The 17,996-nt window shown below is 67.5% G+C and carries 7 protein-coding genes and 1 riboswitch; of the genes, 2 read left to right on the top strand and 5 right to left on the bottom strand.

Annotated features, from left to right (window positions below; genetic code table 11):
- Positions 1–34: 34 nt before the first annotated feature.
- Positions 35–1,633 (bottom strand): serine hydrolase, encoded by a 1,599-nt coding sequence (locus tag ACUJB0_RS16930; RefSeq protein ID WP_444846225.1) that lies wholly within the window; start codon positions 1,631–1,633, stop codon positions 35–37.
- A 2-nt stretch (positions 1,634–1,635) separates the two neighbouring features.
- Positions 1,636–3,480 carry a M1 family metallopeptidase gene (locus ACUJB0_RS16935; RefSeq protein ID WP_444846226.1) on the bottom strand — a complete coding sequence of 615 codons (1,845 nt, stop codon included), beginning with the start codon at positions 3,478–3,480 and terminating at the stop codon, positions 1,636–1,638.
- Positions 3,481–3,569: 89 nt separating this feature from the next.
- Positions 3,570–3,755, top strand: a riboswitch (yybP-ykoY riboswitch).
- A 9-nt stretch (positions 3,756–3,764) separates the two neighbouring features.
- Here ACUJB0_RS16935 and ACUJB0_RS16940 point away from each other — a divergent pair.
- Both ACUJB0_RS16940 and ACUJB0_RS16945 read left to right on the top strand, forming a co-directional pair.
- Positions 3,765–4,340 carry a TMEM165/GDT1 family protein gene (locus ACUJB0_RS16940; protein WP_444846227.1) on the top strand — a complete coding sequence of 192 codons (576 nt, stop codon included), beginning with the start codon at positions 3,765–3,767 and terminating at the stop codon, positions 4,338–4,340.
- A 108-nt stretch (positions 4,341–4,448) separates the two neighbouring features.
- Positions 4,449–4,715 carry a hypothetical protein gene (locus tag ACUJB0_RS16945; protein WP_444846228.1) on the top strand — a complete coding sequence of 89 codons (267 nt, stop codon included), beginning with the start codon at positions 4,449–4,451 and terminating at the stop codon, positions 4,713–4,715.
- 6 nt (positions 4,716–4,721) lie between these two features.
- Here the strand turns inward: ACUJB0_RS16945 and ACUJB0_RS16950 are convergent, their stop codons facing one another.
- The 3 genes from ACUJB0_RS16950 to ACUJB0_RS16960 form a co-directional block, all read right to left on the bottom strand.
- Positions 4,722–6,878, bottom strand: a complete 2,157-nt coding sequence (locus ACUJB0_RS16950; RefSeq protein WP_444846229.1) for a CehA/McbA family metallohydrolase — start codon at positions 6,876–6,878, stop codon at positions 4,722–4,724.
- A gap of 206 nt (positions 6,879–7,084) precedes the next feature.
- Positions 7,085–15,757: a glycoside hydrolase family 94 protein gene (locus ACUJB0_RS16955; RefSeq protein WP_444846230.1), complete on the bottom strand. Its 8,673-nt coding sequence runs from the start codon at positions 15,755–15,757 to the stop codon at positions 7,085–7,087.
- 176 nt (positions 15,758–15,933) lie between these two features.
- The gene (locus tag ACUJB0_RS16960; protein WP_444846231.1) at positions 15,934–17,976 is read right to left on the bottom strand and encodes an aminotransferase class V-fold PLP-dependent enzyme; all 2,043 of its coding nucleotides are present in this window, start codon (positions 17,974–17,976) and stop codon (positions 15,934–15,936) included.
- Positions 17,977–17,996: the final 20 nt, after the last annotated feature.

A 17,996-nucleotide genomic window follows, 5' to 3' on the forward strand; every position in this document is an offset into this window, starting at 1 on the left:
ATTTCGTTAAATATCAACCAGTCCCGCGCTGCGTCTACTTAGCGGCCGGCTCGGACTTGGGCGGCTTGACCGGCGTGAAATTCAAATCGCGGAAGTCGTAGCTGAAGTCCGTCTCCATCGAGATGGGCGCCATCTTCATGCGCTCGATGCTGGCGTCCGGGTTCAGCGCGAACGTCACGTAGGCGTCGGCGTTGAGGTTGCGCTGCTTCCAGCGCACGATGAAGGTGTCGTGCTGGAAGTGCTCCAGCTCCCCCGTCAGGTCCGGCGTGCGGGTGAAACTCATGATGCGCTTCTTGCCCTCGGCGCGTATCGTCACCTTGCCGTACCACGGGTCCTCATACTCGCCGTCGTAGGACGCGAGCGGCAACGACGGCGCCGACTTCGCGGCGCGCGCGCCGGCCTCCTTGCCCTGCCGTTCCAGCTCCTCCTTGTGCGCCGCCGCTTCCTGGTCGGCGTACAGCTTGATCCAGTCGCTGGCCGGCACGTTCAGGTACTGATCCAGGATGCGCCAGTACAGCGACGCCATCGCCGGGCTGTTCTCGGCGTTGGTCAGGATGGCGATGCCGAGCTTCTCCTCCGGCACCATCAGCACCGTCGAATAAAAGCCCTGCAGCGCGCCGCCGTGCATGGCGATCTTGCGGCCCTTGTAGTCGCGCAGGCTGAAGCCCAGGCCATACGCCGAGAAGTTAGGCTTGGTCGCGGCCAGCGCAGGTTTCGGTTCGCGGATGCGTATCGGCGTCTGCTCGGACCACATCTCGTTCAACTGCTTGGCGCTGATCAGCTGCGTGCCGTTTTCCAGCTTGCCGCCGCCGAGCAGCATCGTCATCCAGCGCGCGATGTCCTCGGCGTTGGTGTTGATGCCGACCGCGCCCACCGCGTTCTCCACCGGCATGGGCTTGACCACTGCGGCCTTGTCGTCGATCTTGCTGTGCGGCGCGGAGTAGTCGCCGCTGGCCAGCATCTCGGCGACGTTGGTCTTGGTGCCGTTCATGCCCAGCGGCGCCAGGATGCGGTCGTGGATGGCCGCGCCCCACGGCTTGCCGGCCTTGGCGGCGACGATCTTGCCGGCCACGATGTAGAGCAGGTTGTCGTAGGCGTAGCTGTTGCGGAAGCTGGTGGCCGGCTTCACGTAGCGCAGGCGCTCGATGATTTCGTCGGTGCTGAAATTGGTGGTCGGCCACCACAGCAGGTCGCCCGCGCCCAGACCCAGGCCGCTGCGGTGCGTGAGCAGGTCGCGCACCGTCATCGCGCCGGTGACGTAGGAGTCGTACATCTGGAAGTCCGGCAGGTGCTTGGTGACCGGATCGTCCCAGGCGATCTTGCCCTCGTCGACCAGCATCGCCAGCGCGGCGGCGGTGAAGGCCTTGGAATTGGAGGCCACTTCGAACAGGGTCTTGCCGTCCACCGGCGTCGGGTCGCCCAGCTTGCGCACGCCGTAGCCCTGGGCGGAGATCACCTTGCCGTCCTTGACGATGGCGATCGCCATGCCGGGCACGTCGAAGGTCTTCAGCGCGAGCTTGACGTCGGCGTCGAGGTTGTAGGCCGGCGCGGCGGCCAGCGCCGGGACGGACACCGCCAGCACCACCAGCGCGGCGGCGGACGCGCGATAAAACGTACGGGAGATTTTCAGCATCGTTATTTTTTAAATTGTTTGTCGACCGATCCCTGGGTGACCGGGTGATAGTGCTCGCGCGCCTTGGCGTAGACCGCCTTGGCCCATTCCCGGTCGCCCGGATTCTTCAGCAGCGCGGTGTACAGCGGCACCACGAACTTCTGGCGGCCCACGCTCATCAGGAAGGTGTTGAGCGGCTCGCGCACGTTGTAGCCGGCCTTGATCGAGGCCAGGTAGAAGCGGTAGGCGATTTCGTTGTTGCCGCTTTTGCCCAGCGCGAAAGCCTGGTCCAGCTCCTGCAGCTGCGTGGCGTTGGCCTTGCCGTCGATGTCGTTCAGGAAGTGCATCCACTCCAGCGCGATCCAGTTCTTGCCGTTCAAGTCCTTGGTCGGCAGCTCGCCCTTGAGCCACGCGGTGCGCTGCGCGTCCAGCGCGGCCAGGCGCGGCGAGGCCGCGTGCCTGGCGCTGGCCGGAATGCCGGCGCCGTACAGCCACTCGTCAAGCTCCGCCTGCGACATCACGTCCGGATGCACGTCCAACAGATTCTTCTTCAGGTAGGCCACGAATTCGTCGGTGGTGGCGGACTTGAACGCGTGCTGGTCGAACCAGCCGCGCAGGAAGGGATCGAACACCTCGCGGCCGGCGCGCTGCTCCAGGGTGCGCAGCAGCCAGGCGCCCTTCGGATAAACCAGGCCGCTGTCGGTGTAGCTGGCGGCGCTGGTGTCGGCGTCGCGCGTGACCAATGCCTGCTTGGCCGCCGGGATCGACGGCAGCGAGGCCAGTGCCTCCTCCTGCTCCACCTGCAGGTTCATCTCCGCCACTTCCTCGCCGTACAGCTTCTCGACGATGCGGGTGGTGACGTAGGTGGTGAAGCCTTCGTTGAGCCAGAAGTGCTTCCACGAGGCGTTGGTCACCAGGTTGCCGGACCAGGAGTGCGCCAGTTCGTGCGCGATCAGGTCGACCAGGCTGCGGTCACCGGCGATCATGGTCGGCGTGAGGAAGGTCAGGCGCGGGTTCTCCATGCCGCCGATCGGGAACGATGGCGGCAGCACGATCATGTCGTAGCGCTCCCACCGGTATGGGCCGTACAGGCCTTCGGCGGCGCTGATCATTTTCTCGGTGTCGGCCAGCTCGTAGGCGGCGGCCTCGATGCGCGCCGGCTCGGCGTAGACGGCGGAGCGCGGGCCGATGGTGCGCACGTCGATCTCACCGATGGCGATGGCCAGCAGGTAGGATGGAATCGGCTGCGCCATCTTGAATTTCCAGCCGCCGGCGCCGGTCGCGTTCTGGTCGTTCTCTGCGCTCATCACCACGCGCATGCCGGCCGGCGCCTCGATGCGGGCGCTGTAGGTGAAGCGCACGGCAGGCGTGTCCTGCACCGGTGCCCACGAGCGGGCGTTGATTTCCTCGGACTGACTGAACATGAACGGACGCTTGCCGGACATGGTCTGCTGCGGCGACATCCACTGCAGCGCGGCGGCCGACGGCGCGGTGCGGTAGTACACGCGCACCTTCTGCGGCTGGAACGACAGCGCGATGCGCAGCGCCCGGCCCTTCTCGGCATCCGGCTTGTCGAGCATGAAGGAGGCGGCGCTCCAGCGGCCGTTCGGATTGAGCACCTGCACCTTGGCGATATTGAGTTCGTTCGTGTCCAGCACCAGCGTGCGGGCGGAGGGATCGATCCAGTTCAGCGTCAGCTCGGCGTAGCCGGCCAGCGTCTTGTGGCCGAAGTCGGCCTTCAGGTCCAGATACAGGTCGCTGGTGCGCACCTGGTCGTAGCGCGCGTAGCTGAGCGGGTCGGCGTGGGCGACGCCCAGCGCCGCCAGGGCGGCCAGGACGAACGCGGACAGTTTTTTCTTGATAGGCATGGTGGTCTTTTCAATGTTGACTGAAGCGCGAAGCAGAATAGCATAGCCATGTATCGAAGATGTGTACATCCGCACGCTATGCTATCATTCGCTCCGTAAGTGGGGAGTAGTCGGCTTGCGCCGTCCCGGCGCAAGAACCTGTGTCAACATAATCGGTCCGCAGACCGTGGTGCAGGTGGTTGAAAAACTTGACGAGACCATGATCGAGGTGCGGCCATGATGGGCCGGAGTCGCGCCTGGATCATTGGTTAATCGTTTCCGGCCCGCGTACTACTAAAAATCCCATGGAAGCCTTCCTCGTCTCTACCGGTATCGTCGCCCTCGCGGAAATCGGCGATAAAACCCAGCTGCTCGCCTTCTGCCTGGCCGCGAAATTCCGCCGCCCGCTGCCGATTGTCGCCGCCATCTTCGTCGCCACCATCGCCAACCACGCGTTCGCCGCGGCGGTCGGCACCTGGATCACCAGCCTGCTGGGCCCCGACATCCTGCGCTGGGTGCTGGGCGCATCGTTCCTGGCGATGGCCGCGTGGACGCTGGTGCCGGACAAGATCGACGACGACGACATGCCGCTGGCGAAGTACGGCGTGTTCCTGACCACGCTCATCGCCTTCTTCGTCGCCGAGATGGGCGACAAGACGCAGGTGGCCACGGTGGCGCTGGCGGCGCGCTATCACAGCCTGGTGGCGGTGGTGTGCGGCACCACGTTCGGCATGATGCTGGCCAACGTGCCGGCGGTCTACCTGGGCGACCGCATCGCCCACCGCGTCTCGCTCAAGCTGGTGCACGGCATCGCGGCGCTGGTGTTCGCCGTGCTGGGCGTGGCGACGCTGCTGGGCGCCGGCTCCAGCCTCGGCGCGTAAGGTCAAGTTCTTTATGTTCCGCTCCGTGTGTTAGCGCACGGATGCGGGGAAATTAACAATCTATTATGCTTGTCACTTCAGTATTGACAGGGACTAGGAATGCGATTGATGAGCCAAATGGCGGCGCTGGTGTTGTGCGCCTCCGCGTTGAACGTCCAGGCTTTCGCGGCGGAAGCCGCGCCGGTGGCCGCACACGCCACCAGCGATGCCACCAGCGCTTCCGGCGTCGCCAAACCGGTCAAGCCGGCGGCCCAAAAGGCCGCCATCGTGCCGGTGCCGGAGCCCATGAACTACAAGCTGATGGTGTTCGGTATCGTGGTGCTGCTGCTGTTCGCGCGCAACAGCAACAAGCGCGAACAGCCGTGGACCAAGTAAGCGCGCTTACTGCACGTTCAGCGTGACGTCGTCGATCAGGAACGAGGTCGACACCGTCGAACCCTCCACACCCTCGAAGTAAATCCTCACCGTCTGGCCCTTGTAGGCCGACAGGTCGAAACTCTTCTGCACATACGTGCTGCCCTTGTTCAGATTCGAATACGTCGCCAGCGTCGCCAGCACCGCGTTGGCGCCGCTGCGCACCTGCACCTTGAGCGTGTCGTAGGCCGAGGTGGTGGTGGTCTCGTCGGACACCACCTGCAGCCAGAACGCCAGCGTGGCGCTGGTGGCGTCGGCCGGTATCGTCACGGTCTGGTACAGCGTGTCCGTGTGGGCGCTGCCGTAGCCGTCCAGCCAGGCCTTGTAGCTGCCCGCGTGCGCGGCCTGGCTCGAGTCGTTGCTGATCACGCCCGACGTCGCGGTCCATGACGCGGCGCCCGATTCGAAGCCGCCGTTGACGATCAGCTGCGTGGCGGTGGGCGGCGTGGTGCTGCCGCCACCGCTGGTCTGCGTGACCCACACCGGCGCCGACCACAGGATGTTACCGTCGTTCTGGGTGATCTTGGCGTAGTAGAAGTGCTCGCCCACGGCCGGCGTGATGGTGGTGCTGGCGGTGGACGACAGCTGCGTCACCGTGCCGTTGCGGCCCGGGACACCCTCATACATCTTCACCGACGATACCGTCTTGCCGCTACTGCTGGCGAAGTTGGCCACCAGGTTCAGGGGGCCGCTGTTGGTGAAGCGCTCGCCCATCACATGACCGTTGGCGGTCAGGATCAGCTGCGAGGTCTTGTCCATGGTGGCGAACACGCGGCGTGCCTTGATGGCGGCGATCATGCTGGCGGTGGTCAGCGGGGTGCCGGTCGGCAGCAGCACGCCGGTGCGGTTGGTGTAGGACGCGCCCCAGTTGGCGCAGTGGTTATCCTGGTCGCTGGAGAAGGCCACGTGGTAGCCCGCCTCCAGCGCCTTGTTGCAGGCGCCTTCGTAGGTGCTGCGTCCCGTCTCGGTCTCGCTGGTGTTGTTGGAGAAGGCCGAGGTGTTGAGCACTTCGCACAAGGCCATCGCCTGGTCGCCGTCGGCGGTGTAGCCCAGCGCCGTGCCGTTGACCAGGAACTGGCCGGACGATTCCGGATGATTGAACTGGCCGATGTAGCCGCGCTGGCGCATCAGCGTGTACAGCGACGCGTAGTCGTTCTTCGGCGTCAGCGTGTCGGCGATCAGCTGGCCGCTGCTGTTGCTCTCCCATCCCAGCAGCTCGGTGGTGTTGAAGATGTTCATATGGCCGCCGTTGTTGATCACGCCCCACTCCAGCCCATACATGCCGAGGAAGTTGGCGTGCGCGCTGTTGAAATTGGCGGCGGCGGTGAGGCCGGACTGGAACAGCGCCTTGGCGGTGGCCGGATCGGCCGAGGCGTTGGTGCCGTCGGAGCCGTCGTACATGTGATTGTGCTCGGAGGCCATCAGGAAGTCGAGGCCCTTGTTCATCGCGTACTGGTAGGCGTCGGCCGGTCCCAGGGCCGCGCTTTGCGGCGCCTGCGCGCCGGTGCAGCTGCCCAGCGGGCCGCCGCCGTCGCTGTGGTTGGTCTGGCTGTGCAGGTTGCCGAGGTAGATGGTGTACGGCAGCGACGATGTCGCGGCCACGCTTTGCGCCATCAGGGCGGCCTGGCGCGTCGGGCGCGCCCGCGCGGTGTTGGTCGGCAGCGCCTTGAAGGCCGGCATGGCCTGCGCTGGATTGTGGCCCACCGAGATGTCCCAGCTTTGCTCGACCGTCTCGTCACCGGTGACGGCCTGCATGCGCGCCAGGTACACGCCGTCGGTCAGGATCAAGCCGTCGGCGCGGCCGTCCCACGCGATGCTGACGTCGACCGGCTTGCCGGCGATGCGCTGCACGCCCTGCCACTGCTGAACCACCACGCCGTCCGGGCTGACCAGCTCCAGGCGCCAGCGCACGTCCTGCTCGCGCTCCAGCAGCGGGAAATCGAAGGCGAGCTTGAAGGTACGGGCTTCCGGCCGGTCCTGGTCGGCGCCGTCGGCGGCGAAGGGCGCATGCAGCGTGGCCTCGAATTCGTGGTGGTCGGCCTTGGACGCGTGGACCGCGCCAATCACGCCGGAAGACAGCATCAACATCATCGCGAGCCGGGACAGCATCTTAGATTTGTTCATCGTTCTCTTTCTCTCTGCGGTTGGGGATCCAAAATACTGGCAACTATGCATGACAGGAAGATGACGAATCAATTCGAATTAGCTTGGCTATTCAGAGGTCTTTGGAATAAATGCGGTGGCCACTGGGCCCGTGCGCGACAACGGCGCGAAACTAAATTTTCGCGCCGTTGTACCGATGATGAAAATGTCCAGAATGGGACACTCTGTTAAGAATTTAACTTGGCCGGAATGAGCAGTTCGACCTTATGGATGCTGGCGGTATCGTGCAGGTCGATCGCCAGCGCCAGCTGGCGCACGCCGTCCACCGTCAGCACCGGCGCGGCGGTTTCCGCCGACTTCATTACGCGGATCACATACGAGCCTTCGCCATGCCGGTACGTCAGCGTGAAGTGATCCCACTCGGCCGGCATGCGCGGCGCCAGCGTGATCTGGGTGGCGGTGCGCGTGAGGCCGAGCAGCGACTCCAGGATCAAGCGGTACATCCAGCCGGAGGAGCCGGTGTACCAGCTCCAGCCGCCGCGCCCGACGTGCGGCGGCACGGCGTAGACGTCGGCCGTGACCACGTAGGGCTCGACCTTGTAGCGCGCCATGCCCTCCGGCGTGCCGCCGTGCTGCACCGGGTTGATCATGCGCGCCAGTTCCCACGCGCGGTCGGTCTCGCCCAAGCGGGCGAAGGCCATCGCGGTCCAGATGGCGGCGTGCGTGTACTGGCCGCCGTTCTCGCGCACGCCGGGCACGTAGCCACGGATGTAGCCCGGGTTCGGGCCGGCCTTGTCGAACGGCGGATCGAGCAATTGGATGATGCCCGAATCGCGCCGCACCAGGCGCTGGTTGACCTGCTCCATCGCGCCGCGCACCCGCACCGGATCTGCGGCGCCGGACAGCACGCCCCAGCTTTGCGAGATCGAATCGATCTGGCATTCCTCGTTGGTGTGCGATCCGAGCGGCGTGCCGTCGTCGAAATACGCGCGGCGGTACCACTGGCCGTCCCACGCATTCTGCTCGACGTTGGAGGCCAGCTTCTTGGCCTCGCTGCGGCATTCGGTGGCGAAGTCCACGTCCTGCATCAGCTCCGCCACCTCGGCAAAGCGCTGCAGCACCTCGCACAGGAAGAAGGCCAGCCACACGCTCTCCCCCTTGCCATGCTCGCCCACCTTGTCCATGCCGTCGTTCCAGTCGCAGGAACCGATCAGCGGCAGGCCATGTTCGCCGAAGCGCAGGCCGTTGCGGATGGCGCGCACGCAGTGTTCGTACAGCGTGCCGCTTTCGCTGGAGCGGCCCGGCATGTCGTAGTAGGAGTCCTCCTCCGGCTTGACGGCGCGGCCCTCCAGGTACGGCATGCTTTCGGCCAGCACGCCGATGTCGCCGGTGGCGATGACATAGCGCCAGGCGCCCAGCGGCAGCCACAGGTAGTCGTCCGAGCAGTGCGTGCGCACGCCGCGGTCGGACGGCGGATGCCACCAGTGCTGCACGTCGCCCTCCAGGAACTGGTGGGCGGCGCACAGCAGCAGCTGGTCGCGCAGCAGCTGCGGTTGCGTGTGGATGGTGGCCATCGCGTCCTGCAGCTGGTCGCGGAAGCCGAAGGCGCCGCCGGACTGGTAGTAGCCGCTGCGCGCCCACATGCGGCAGGCGATGGTCTGGTACATCAGCCAGCCGTTGGCCAGCAGGTCCAGCTCCGGCTCCGGCGTGTCGATGCGCACCGCGCCCAGGGTTTTCTCCCAGTGCGCGTGCACGGCGGCCAGCGCCTCGTGCGCGGCGCCGGCGCTGCGGTGCTTCTGCGCCAGGCTGCTGGCGTCGGCGTTGCGGCGGCCGGCCACGCCCAGCACGAAGACGATCTCGCGCTCCTGGCCTGGCAGCAGGTCGAACGGCACCTGGATGGCGGCACAGGCGTCCAGCCCCGCGCCGATCTTGCCGGACAGGCGGGAACGGCGCAGCGCCGCCGGCGCGGCCAGCGTGCCGTTACGGCCCAGGAATTCGCTGCGGTCGGCGGTGTGGGTGCGCAGCGTGGCGTCGCAGTTGAAGAAGGCCACGCGGCCGGTGAACTCAGTGTTGTACGGGTTCCTGGCGAACAGCGCGCCGCTGACCGGATCGGCCTCGGTGACGATGTGCATGCCGGACTTGGAACGCATGTCGCCCAGCACCCACTCGACGTAGCCGGTGGCCGACAGGCGCCGCGTCACCAGCGAGTCGTTGCGCACCTTGAGGACCGTGTACTTGATCGGCGCGTCGGTGGCGACGAAGGTGGTCATCTCGGTGGCGATGCCGGTCTCGGTGTGTTCGAACACGCTGTAGCCGAAGCCGTGGCGCGTGACGTAGCCGCCGTTGCCGCGCGCCGGCAAGGCGGTCGGCGACCAGAAACGGCCGCTCTGTTCATCGCGCAGGTAGAAGGCCTCGCCGCTGGCGTCGCTGACCGGATCGTTGTGCCACGGCGTGAGGCGGAACTCGTGCGCGTTCTCGTGCCAGGTGTAGGCCTGGCCGCTTTCCGAGACCACGCAGCCGAACTGCGGGTTGGCCAGCACGTTGGACCACGGCGCCGGCGTGCGCTGCGCATCGCTGGTGGAGATGACGTATTCGCGGCCGTCCGGCGTGAAGCCGCCGATGCCGTTTTCCAGCATCAGCGTGCGCACCGCCGGCGTGGCGGGGCCGGCGTCCGCGTAGTCGCCGCGGTTGTCCGTCATCAGCGGCGGCATGCGCATCGCAGGCGAGCCGGGGCGCTTGATCTGCTCGGCCAGCGTGCCGCGGCTGTCGCTGAGGATGGCGCGCGCCACCGATTGCAGCAGCACGCGGTCCTCGTTCGCGATCTGGTCGGCCAGGCGCACGAAGATGCCGCCCGGCCGGTCGATGGCCTGGGCGTCAATGCCGGAGGCGATCAGACCCATGATCTGTTCGTGCAGCAGCTGGCGGTAGCCCGACTGGTCCTCGTACCAGATCACCAGGTCGACCACCAGCCCTTTCAGGCGCCAGTAGGCGTGCGCCTGCACCATCTGGCGCGCGAGCTCGATGTTGGCCGGGTCCTTGATCTGCAGCAGCACGATCGGCAGGTCGCCGGAAATCGCGTAGGCCCACAGGCCGGACTGGCCGCGCTGGTTCTTGACCAGCGTGCCGGCGTCGGCGCGCAGCGCGGCGTTCGGGTAGATGACCGAGTTGGCCAGGCGGCCGTACAACTGGGCGTCGGCTTCGCTGGCGTTGAGCTGGCGCAGCACCACCTGGCTGTGGGTCCACGCCAGTTCGAACACGCGGTCGGCCAGGTGGCGGTCCTGGTATTTGTCGATCAGGTGCAGCGCGGCCTCGCGCTGCTCGGTCATGCCGGTGACGATGTCGACGATGGCCGTCTGGTCCGGCTGCAGCGTGATGGTGTGGCGGATCGCCACCACCGGATCGAGCACCGAGCCTTCGGCGCCGCTCAACGGCGCCTGCTCCAGCATGGCGTTCGGCGCGGCGGCGGTGTTGCCTCGGCCGATGAAGCGCGAGCGGTCGGTCTCGAACGAGACCGCCGTGACGGCGGCGTCGTGCACCATCATCGAGTGCATCAGCCACGGCATCACGTCGGCCTGCCCGCGCGGACGGCGCGTGCACAGGATGGCTTTTTCGTCGCGCAGGATTTCGGTCTGCACGAACAGTTTGCTGAAGGCCGGGTGGGCGGCGTCGGCGGCGGCCGGCGCCATCACCACTTCGGCAAAGCTGGTCACCTCGATGGTGCGCACGCGGTCGGACTTGTTGGTGATGCGGGTGCGCCGCAGTTCGATGTCGTCTTCCGGCGAGACCACAATTTCCGTGTACAGGTCGATGTTGCGGTCGGAGCGGCGGAATTCGGCGCGGCCTTCGGAGAAGATCACCTCATGCTTGCGCGGATCGACCAGCGTCGGTTGATAGGTGGTGGACCAGAAGCGGCCATCCTCCATGTCGCGCACGTAGCAGAAGTTGCCCCAGTTGTCGCGGGTGCTGTCCTCGCGCCAGCGTGTCACGGCCAGGTCCTTCCAGCGGCTGTAGCTGCCGCCGGCGTTGGTGACCATGACGTGATAGCGGCCGTTGGACAGCAGCTGGGTTTCCGGCATCGGCGTGGTGTGCTGGCTCAGGATGCGCATCGGCATGGCCTGCTCCGGCGCGGTGGAGCGGATCGCCGCCATCTCGGTGGTGTTGGAGTAGAAGGCGCCCGCCTCCGGACTGCGTTCCTGCAGCACCAGCAGCGTCGATTGCAGCAGCGGATCGGATTCGAAACGGCGCTGCATCGGGCGGTCGTGCAGCAGGTAGCTCAGCGCCAGCAGTCCCATGCCCTGGTGGTGCACCATGAAGGAGCGGATCACGGCGGAGGCCTGGCCGCGCGGCAGGCGCGAGGCCGTGTAGTCGACCGCCTCGTAGAAGCCGTAGCGGCCCATGTAGCCCAGCCCCGCCATCTTCTGCAGGTTGAGGCAGGCCGCTTCCGGCCGCACCATCAATCCCAGCATGGTGGCGTAGGGCGCGATCACCAGGTCGTCGGCCAGGCCGCGCTTGAGGCCCAGGCCCGGCACGCCGAACGCGCGGTACTGGTAATTGAGGCTGGCGTCGACCGTGTTGTAGCCGGATTCGGAGATCCCCCACGGCACGTTGCGGCGCTTGCCGTAGTCGATCTGGGCGTCGATCACCGCGCTGTATGTCTGGTCGAGCAGCGTGCTCGGATAGTTGGGCATCACCAGCAGCGGCATCAGGTACTCGAACATCGAGCCGCTCCAGGACAGCAGCACCGGCTTGCCGGCGACGATGCACAACTGACGGCCGAGCGCGAACCAGTGCTCCTGCGGCAGCTGTCCCTGGGCGATGGCGACGAAGCTGGCCAGCCGCACTTCCGACGCCAGCAGATCGTAGTAGCTGGCGTCCAGCCGGCGCTCGGAGACGTTGTAGCCGATGGCCAGCAGGTTGGTGGTCGAATTGAACAGGAAGCCATATTCCATCTGGGCGTATGCGCCGCAGCGCTGCGCCAGGGCGGCCAGTTCGCGCATGCGTTCGTGGGCGGCGGCGGCGCCCTGCGCACACAGGCCGGCCAGCGCCAGTTGGCGGTCTCGCTCGGCCGGGGCCAGGTCGTTGGCCAGCACGGCGGCCGGCTGGTCGATCATGGCGGCCAGTTCGCGCAGCGTCGGCACGCGCGTCAGGCTGGTGTCGAACACGGCGTCCGCCGACAGGTCGACCCAGGGCGTGAGCAGCGTCAGGTCCGCCAGCGCGGCCTGGCATTGGCGCACCAGCGCGGCGGACCACATGGCCGCTTCGCCATGGGTCTCCGCTTCCGCCGGCGGCGGCAGCTGGCCGGCGGCGGTGGCCACGCGGGTCAGCCAGGCGTGCAGCTGCTGCAGGTTGCCGGCGTCCGGCGCGGGGGCCAGCGCGGCCAGCAAGTCGCCCAGCGCGGGCGCCTCGGCGCCGGCCTGCGATTGCTGCAGCACCTGGCAGGTGGCGACGATGCCGTCCACCGTTTGCTGTCCGAGGATGGGCTGGTCGTACAAGCCTGTCAGGCCGGCCTGCAGGGTTAGCAGGTGGCCGGCCAGGTTGCCGCTGTCGACGGTGGAGATGTAGATCGGGTGCAGCGGCTTGAGGGTCTGCGTGTCGTACCAGTTGTAGAAGTGGCCCTGGTGGCGCTCCAGCTGGTCCATCGTGGCCAGCGTGCTGGCGGTACGCTCCATCATCTGGCCGACGGTGATGTAGCCGAAATCGCTGGCGCTCAGGTTGGCCAGCAGCGCCATGCCGATGTTGGTCGGCGAGGTGCGGTGCGCCACCACGTGCGCCGGGTGCTCCTGCATGTTATCGGGCGGCAGCCAGTGGTCTTCCGGGCCGACGTAGCGCTCGAAGTAGGCCCAGGTGCGGCGCGCCAGCTGGTGCAGGAAGCGCTGCTGGTCCGGCGTGAGGCGGGCGTGCCTGCGCACGATCGGGCGGCTGATCCGCTCCGCCACGGCCGGCGCCAGCAGCCACGCCAGCAGGAACAGCGCGGCCGGCGCCAGGCTGGTTGGGCGCCAGCCCAGCAGCGCGCCGCCGACGAACAGCGCCAGCACCGGCGACACCCACATGGTGCGCCATACGCTGGCCGCGCCGTCGGCCGCGCGCGTCAGCGCCGAGGCCCGCCATTCCAGCAGGTGCTTGTGCGAGACCAGCATGCGCCAGCCGCTGCGCAGGATGGCGTCCAGGCTGAAATAAGCCTCGTACGGCAGGAACACCAGCATCAGGATGGCGTGCGCGAACTGCATGCCGCCGCGCCGCAGCGCGGCCCGTATGTGCTGGCTCCACAGGGTGTCCTCCGGGCGGTGCAGCAGGTCGTGCGCGGTGCTGACCAGCGGCGGCACGAAGATCACGGCCAGCACGGCGCCGGCCCACAGCCACGGGTCGGGCAGCCAGCGCCAGGCGGTGATCAGCGACAGCACCAGCGCCGGCGCGGTCAGGCTGCGGCGCAGGTTGTCGAACAGCTTCCAGCGCGACAGCAGCGACAGCGGATTGCGTTCGCGCTTGCGGTTCGGGCCCGGCACGCGGCCGAACAGCCACGAGGCCAGTTGCCAGTCGCCGCGGGTCCAGCGCTGGCGGCGGCTGACGTCATCGCTGTAGCGGGCCGGATAGGCTTCGTACAATTGAACGTCGCTCAGCAGGCCGGCGCGCAGGTAGCAGCCTTCCAGCAGGTCGTGGCTGAGGATGCGGTTGTCCGGCAGGCGGTTGCCCAGCACCTGCTCGTAGACGTCGACGTCGTAGATGCCCTTGCCGATGAAGGAGCCTTCGAAGAACACGTCCTGGTACACATCGGAGACGGTGCGGGTGTAGGGGTCGATGCCCGGTTCGCCGCCGCACAGTTTTTCGTACAGCGAGGCGTTCTCGCTCGGCAGGCTGACGGTGACGCGCGGCTGCAGAATGCCGTAGCCCTCCACCACGCGGCCGCGCGCGCTGTCGATGCGCGGCTGGTTGAGCGGGTGGCGCATGGCGGCGATGAACTGGCGCGCGGCGTCGCGCGGCAGCTGGGTGTCGGTGTCGAGCGTGATGACGTACTTGATGTCTTCCAGTTCGCCGACATCGCCCACCACCAGGCTGAATTTGTCGCGCGCGCCGCCGCGCAGGAAGCGGTTCAGGTCCTGCAGCTTGCCGCGCTTGCGCTCCTCGCCCATCCACACGCCCTCCTGCGGATTCCAGCGGCGCGGGCGGTGCAGCAGCACGAACGGCGACGCGGCCTGGCCGTTGGCGTGGGTGGCGTACTTGCGGTTCAGCTGCTCGACGCAGCGGCGCATCTGCTCCATCAGCGCGGCGTCGGTGGGCAGGGTTTCGGCGGCGGCGTCGGCGAAGTCGGTCAGCAGGCAGAATATCAGGTTGGGATCGCGGTTGGCGAGGAAGCGCACCTCCAGCTGTTCGCACAGCTCATCGACATTCTCCCGGCTGTAGACCAGCGTCGGCACCACCACGATGGCGCGGGCGTCGGTCGGCACGCCGTCCTTGAAGTCCATGCGCGGCAGCGGATTGGGACGGGTCACCAGCGTGGCGATCCAGTTCACCAGGCTCAGTGCCAGCTGGCTGCTGCCCGCCAGCGCCAACACGCCAAGCAGCACGATCACCGGGCCGTGCACGCCGTTGCGCGCGGCGCGCTCCAGCAGCAGCGCGGTCGACACCAGCGAGATCGCGGCGATGGCGCCGAGGTAGGACGTCAGCGGCGAGGCGCGCGAGGTTTGCTGCAGCGCCTCCAGCCACGGGCGGCGCATGCCGGTCTGTTTTTCCAGCGCGGCCAGGCCGCCGCCGATCAGGTAAAAGCCCACGTGGCCGTGGCGCTCGTCGCCGCCTTCGAAGTGGGCCTGCGCCAGCTGCAAGGCCTGCTGCGCCACTTCGACTTCGGAATAGCGCGAGCGCTTGGCGATCTTCTCGATCGCGTGGCGGTACTGGTCGCGGGTGGCGAATTCCATGCGGCCGTAGATGCCGGCCGGGTCCTGGCGCAAGGTCTGCTCCACCACGCTCATGGTCTCGACGAACTCCTGCCAGTCCATGGTGCCGAGGAAGCGCAGGCTGCCGATGCTGTTGGCGATCGAGACCTGTTCGGCCGCCTGCTGCTGGATCTCGGCCTGGATCTGCTGCTCGATGGTCTGGTCCGATTCGGCCAGGCGGTGCGTGATCCATGACAGCGCCAGCGTCAGCGCCGGGCTTTGTCCCTGCAGGCGGCGCGCCAGCTCGGCCACGAAGGCGCTGGTGATGGGCGGGTTGGAGCGGGCCATGTCGGCCACCATCAATATCAGGCCGCTGGGATTTTTTTCGGCGACGTCGGTCATCTGGTCGGCCCAGGTGTTGGCCAGGTCGCGGTGGATGCGGTTGTCGGCCACGCGCGCGGCCACGCGGCGCAGGTTCTCGATCAGCGCCAGGCGCAGCATGATGGGGATGGCCCACAGCTCGCCCAGCTGCAGCGTGGCCACTTCCTGGTAGGCGTCGACGAAGCGGCACAGCGATTCGGGATCGACGCGGCCGTCGCCGTGGGCGATGATCTCCAGCGCGATCTTGTACACGCGTGGCGTGCCCTCCGGCGCGCCCTTGCCCAGGCGCGGCAGCTGCTTGCTGTAGTTCTTGGGCAGGTGGCGGCGGGCGATGCGGATCTGGTCTTCGATCAGGTAGAAATTATCCAGCAGCCATTCGGAGGCGGGCGTGATCTGGCGGCCGGCCTTGACGGCGGCGGTCAGTTCGTCGCAGGTGGAGTCGATGACGGCGGCGTTTTCCGCCAGCCGCGCCAGCAGGCGGTCGCGGCCGCCGCGCTTGCTCAGTTCGTGATGCGTGGCCAGCGTCTTGCCGTGCGCGGCCATCTGCGCCGCGCTGAACAGCTCGGCGCGCAGCGGCAGGTCTTGGTCGTCTTCGTCGGACAGCAAGGAGCCGGAGGGAGATTCGCGAAAGCCCAGCGTAATGTCGGGCATGAGGGGGGCGGACTTGTTCAACGTGGACCTCGCTTCAATTCTGCGAATAGGAAATTATCTCCTTAGGCATGCTACGGGGGCGCACGGCACGCGACTGTGCGCTGACGTACATAAAGAATTTCCACGAAAAAAAAGGCCGCTTGCGCGGCCTTGTAAAGGAAGAAAGCTATAACGGATCAGGCCGCCCTTGCGAGCGGCGCCAGCGCCAATCCGCCGTTGAGGCTGTATGCCTGCGCGTGGCCGAGCCGGCGCAGCAGCTGCGCGGCCTTCTGGCTGCGGTTGCCGCTGCGACAGAAAAATACCAGCGGCGCGCGCTCGCCGCGCAGCCAGTCGCTGGCGTGCTCGGCCAGGCGGCCCAGCGGTACGCTGAGGGCCTGGCGTCCGCCCGGACCAGGCGCGGTGGTCGCGGCGAATTCATACGGCTCGCGCACGTCGACCAGTTGGGCGTCTGGATGGGCTTGCAGGAAGGCATCCAGCGCGGCGCTGTCGAGTTGCAGATCCGAAGCCGCACCAGCATTGGCGGGCGCGGCCATGCCGACGCAGAATTGGTTATGTTCGTCGCGGGTCGGGCACAGCAGCGTCTGCGCGCAGGTCAGCGGACGCAGCGCTTCCACGGCGGAGCGCGCGCTGAAGGCGAAGCGCACCGCGCGCGGCGCCAGCGTGTCGCCGTCCGCCACGCCCAGCAGGTAGTGGCGCGCGGCGCCGTCCTGCACGCGGGCCAGCGTCTGCGCGCCGAGCTTGATGGCGGCGGCGGCAGGCCAGCCGTAGGCGTCGGTCGCGGCGCGGTGGTCGAAGTGGCGGCCGAGCGCTTCGATCAGCGCGCTTCTATCGGCGCCGCTCGTGGTGCTGACGATGGCCTGCACCTGGTAGTTCTGGCAGCGCACATAGGATTCGATGCGCCCGGTCATTTCCGGCAAGGGATCGATGACGACGCAGCTGCGGCTGGCGGCGTCCAGCACCAGCCAGCTGCACGCGCCTTCGACGCCCAGTTGCAGCAGGCCGTCATGAGGGACGGCGGTGCGTTCGGACGGGATCAGGCAGCTGGCGCGCAGGGCCGCGCCGCAGCGCTCGATGCGGCGGCAGGCGTCGTTGATGGTGGCCTCGTCGGCCAGCGGGCCGAAGGACATGCGGATGGCGCCGGCGCTGCGCCACAGCGGCGCGTGCATGGCGTCCAGCACATAGCTGGGCGCGGCCTTTGCCGCCGAGCAGGCGCTGCCCGAGCTGACGCGCACCTGGGCGGCGTCGAACACGTCCATCAGTTCGCGGCTCGACAGACCGGGCACGGAAAAGTTCAGCGTGGTCGGCAGCGATTTGTCGAAAGGGTTGTTGAACACCACGCCGGGCAAGGCGGCGCGCAGGCTCTCGGCCAGGCGGGCGCGGTAGCTGGCCAGCTGGTGATGGCTGCGGAAGGTGTCGCCGCGTTCCAGCGCGGCCAGCACCACGCCCAGCGCGGCGATGCCGGCCATGTTCTCGGTGCCGGAGCGCTGGCCGCTCTCCTGGCCGCCGCCCATGATCAGCGGCGTGAACGGCGTGCCGGCGCGCACGTACAACATGCCCACGCCTTTGGGCGCGTACAGCTTGTGGCCGGAGAACGGCGCGTAATCGATGCGGGTGGCGGCCAGGTTCAAGTCCAGCTTGCCCAGCGCCTGCACGCAATCGACCAGCCAGTAGGCGGGGCTGCCAGTCTCGGCCAGCACGGCTTCGATGGCGGCCAGGTCGGTGATGACGCCGGTTTCGTTGTTGGCGGCCATGGTGCATACCAGCCCGGCTTGCGGCGCCAGCGCGCGCAGCTGGGCCAGGTCGTGCGCGCCGTCCCGGTCGACCGGCAGTTTTTGCAGCGTCAGGTTCAGGCCCAGCAGGCGGTTCCAGTGCGCCAGGCTTTCCGGCACGGCCTTGTGCTCGGTGGCGCCGTAGACCAGCAGGCTGCCGATGGCCTCGCCGCGCTCGCGGCGTTCGCGCAGCGCGACCAGCGCCGACAGCACGGCGGTCTGGATGCCTTCGGTGGCGCCGCTGTTGAACATCAGGCGGCCGTCGCCCACGCCCAGCAGGCGGATCGCGCAGGCGCGCGCCTGGTCCAGCAGGACTTTGGCCTTGAGGCCGGTGCCGTGGCTGCTGCTGGGATTGCCGTAGCGCTGGCCCATGGCGTCGGCCGCGGCGGCGATGGCGGCCGGCAGCACGGCGGTGGTGGCGTTGCCATCGAGGTAGATTTCGGTCGTCATGAAAATGCCTGTGTAATCGA

The sequence above is a fragment of the Duganella caerulea genome (assembly GCF_040362985.1).
GTDB classification, from domain to species: domain Bacteria; phylum Pseudomonadota; class Gammaproteobacteria; order Burkholderiales; family Burkholderiaceae_D; genus Rugamonas; species Rugamonas vulcania.

What these genes read in the sequence shown, in the direction of transcription:
- ACUJB0_RS16930 (WP_444846225.1), bottom strand. Translation starts at nt 1,633, where the DNA reads ATGCTGAAAATCTCCCGTACGTTTTATCGCGCGTCCGCCGCCGCGCTG.
- ACUJB0_RS16935 (WP_444846226.1), bottom strand. Translation starts at nt 3,480, where the DNA reads ATGCCTATCAAGAAAAAACTGTCCGCGTTCGTCCTGGCCGCCCTGGCG.
- ACUJB0_RS16940 (WP_444846227.1), top strand. Translation starts at nt 3,765, where the DNA reads ATGGAAGCCTTCCTCGTCTCTACCGGTATCGTCGCCCTCGCGGAAATC.
- ACUJB0_RS16945 (WP_444846228.1), top strand. Translation starts at nt 4,449, where the DNA reads ATGAGCCAAATGGCGGCGCTGGTGTTGTGCGCCTCCGCGTTGAACGTC.
- ACUJB0_RS16950 (WP_444846229.1), bottom strand. Translation starts at nt 6,878, where the DNA reads ATGAACAAATCTAAGATGCTGTCCCGGCTCGCGATGATGTTGATGCTG.
- ACUJB0_RS16955 (WP_444846230.1), bottom strand. Translation starts at nt 15,757, where the DNA reads ATGCCCGACATTACGCTGGGCTTTCGCGAATCTCCCTCCGGCTCCTTG.
- ACUJB0_RS16960 (WP_444846231.1), bottom strand. Translation starts at nt 17,976, where the DNA reads ATGACGACCGAAATCTACCTCGATGGCAACGCCACCACCGCCGTGCTG.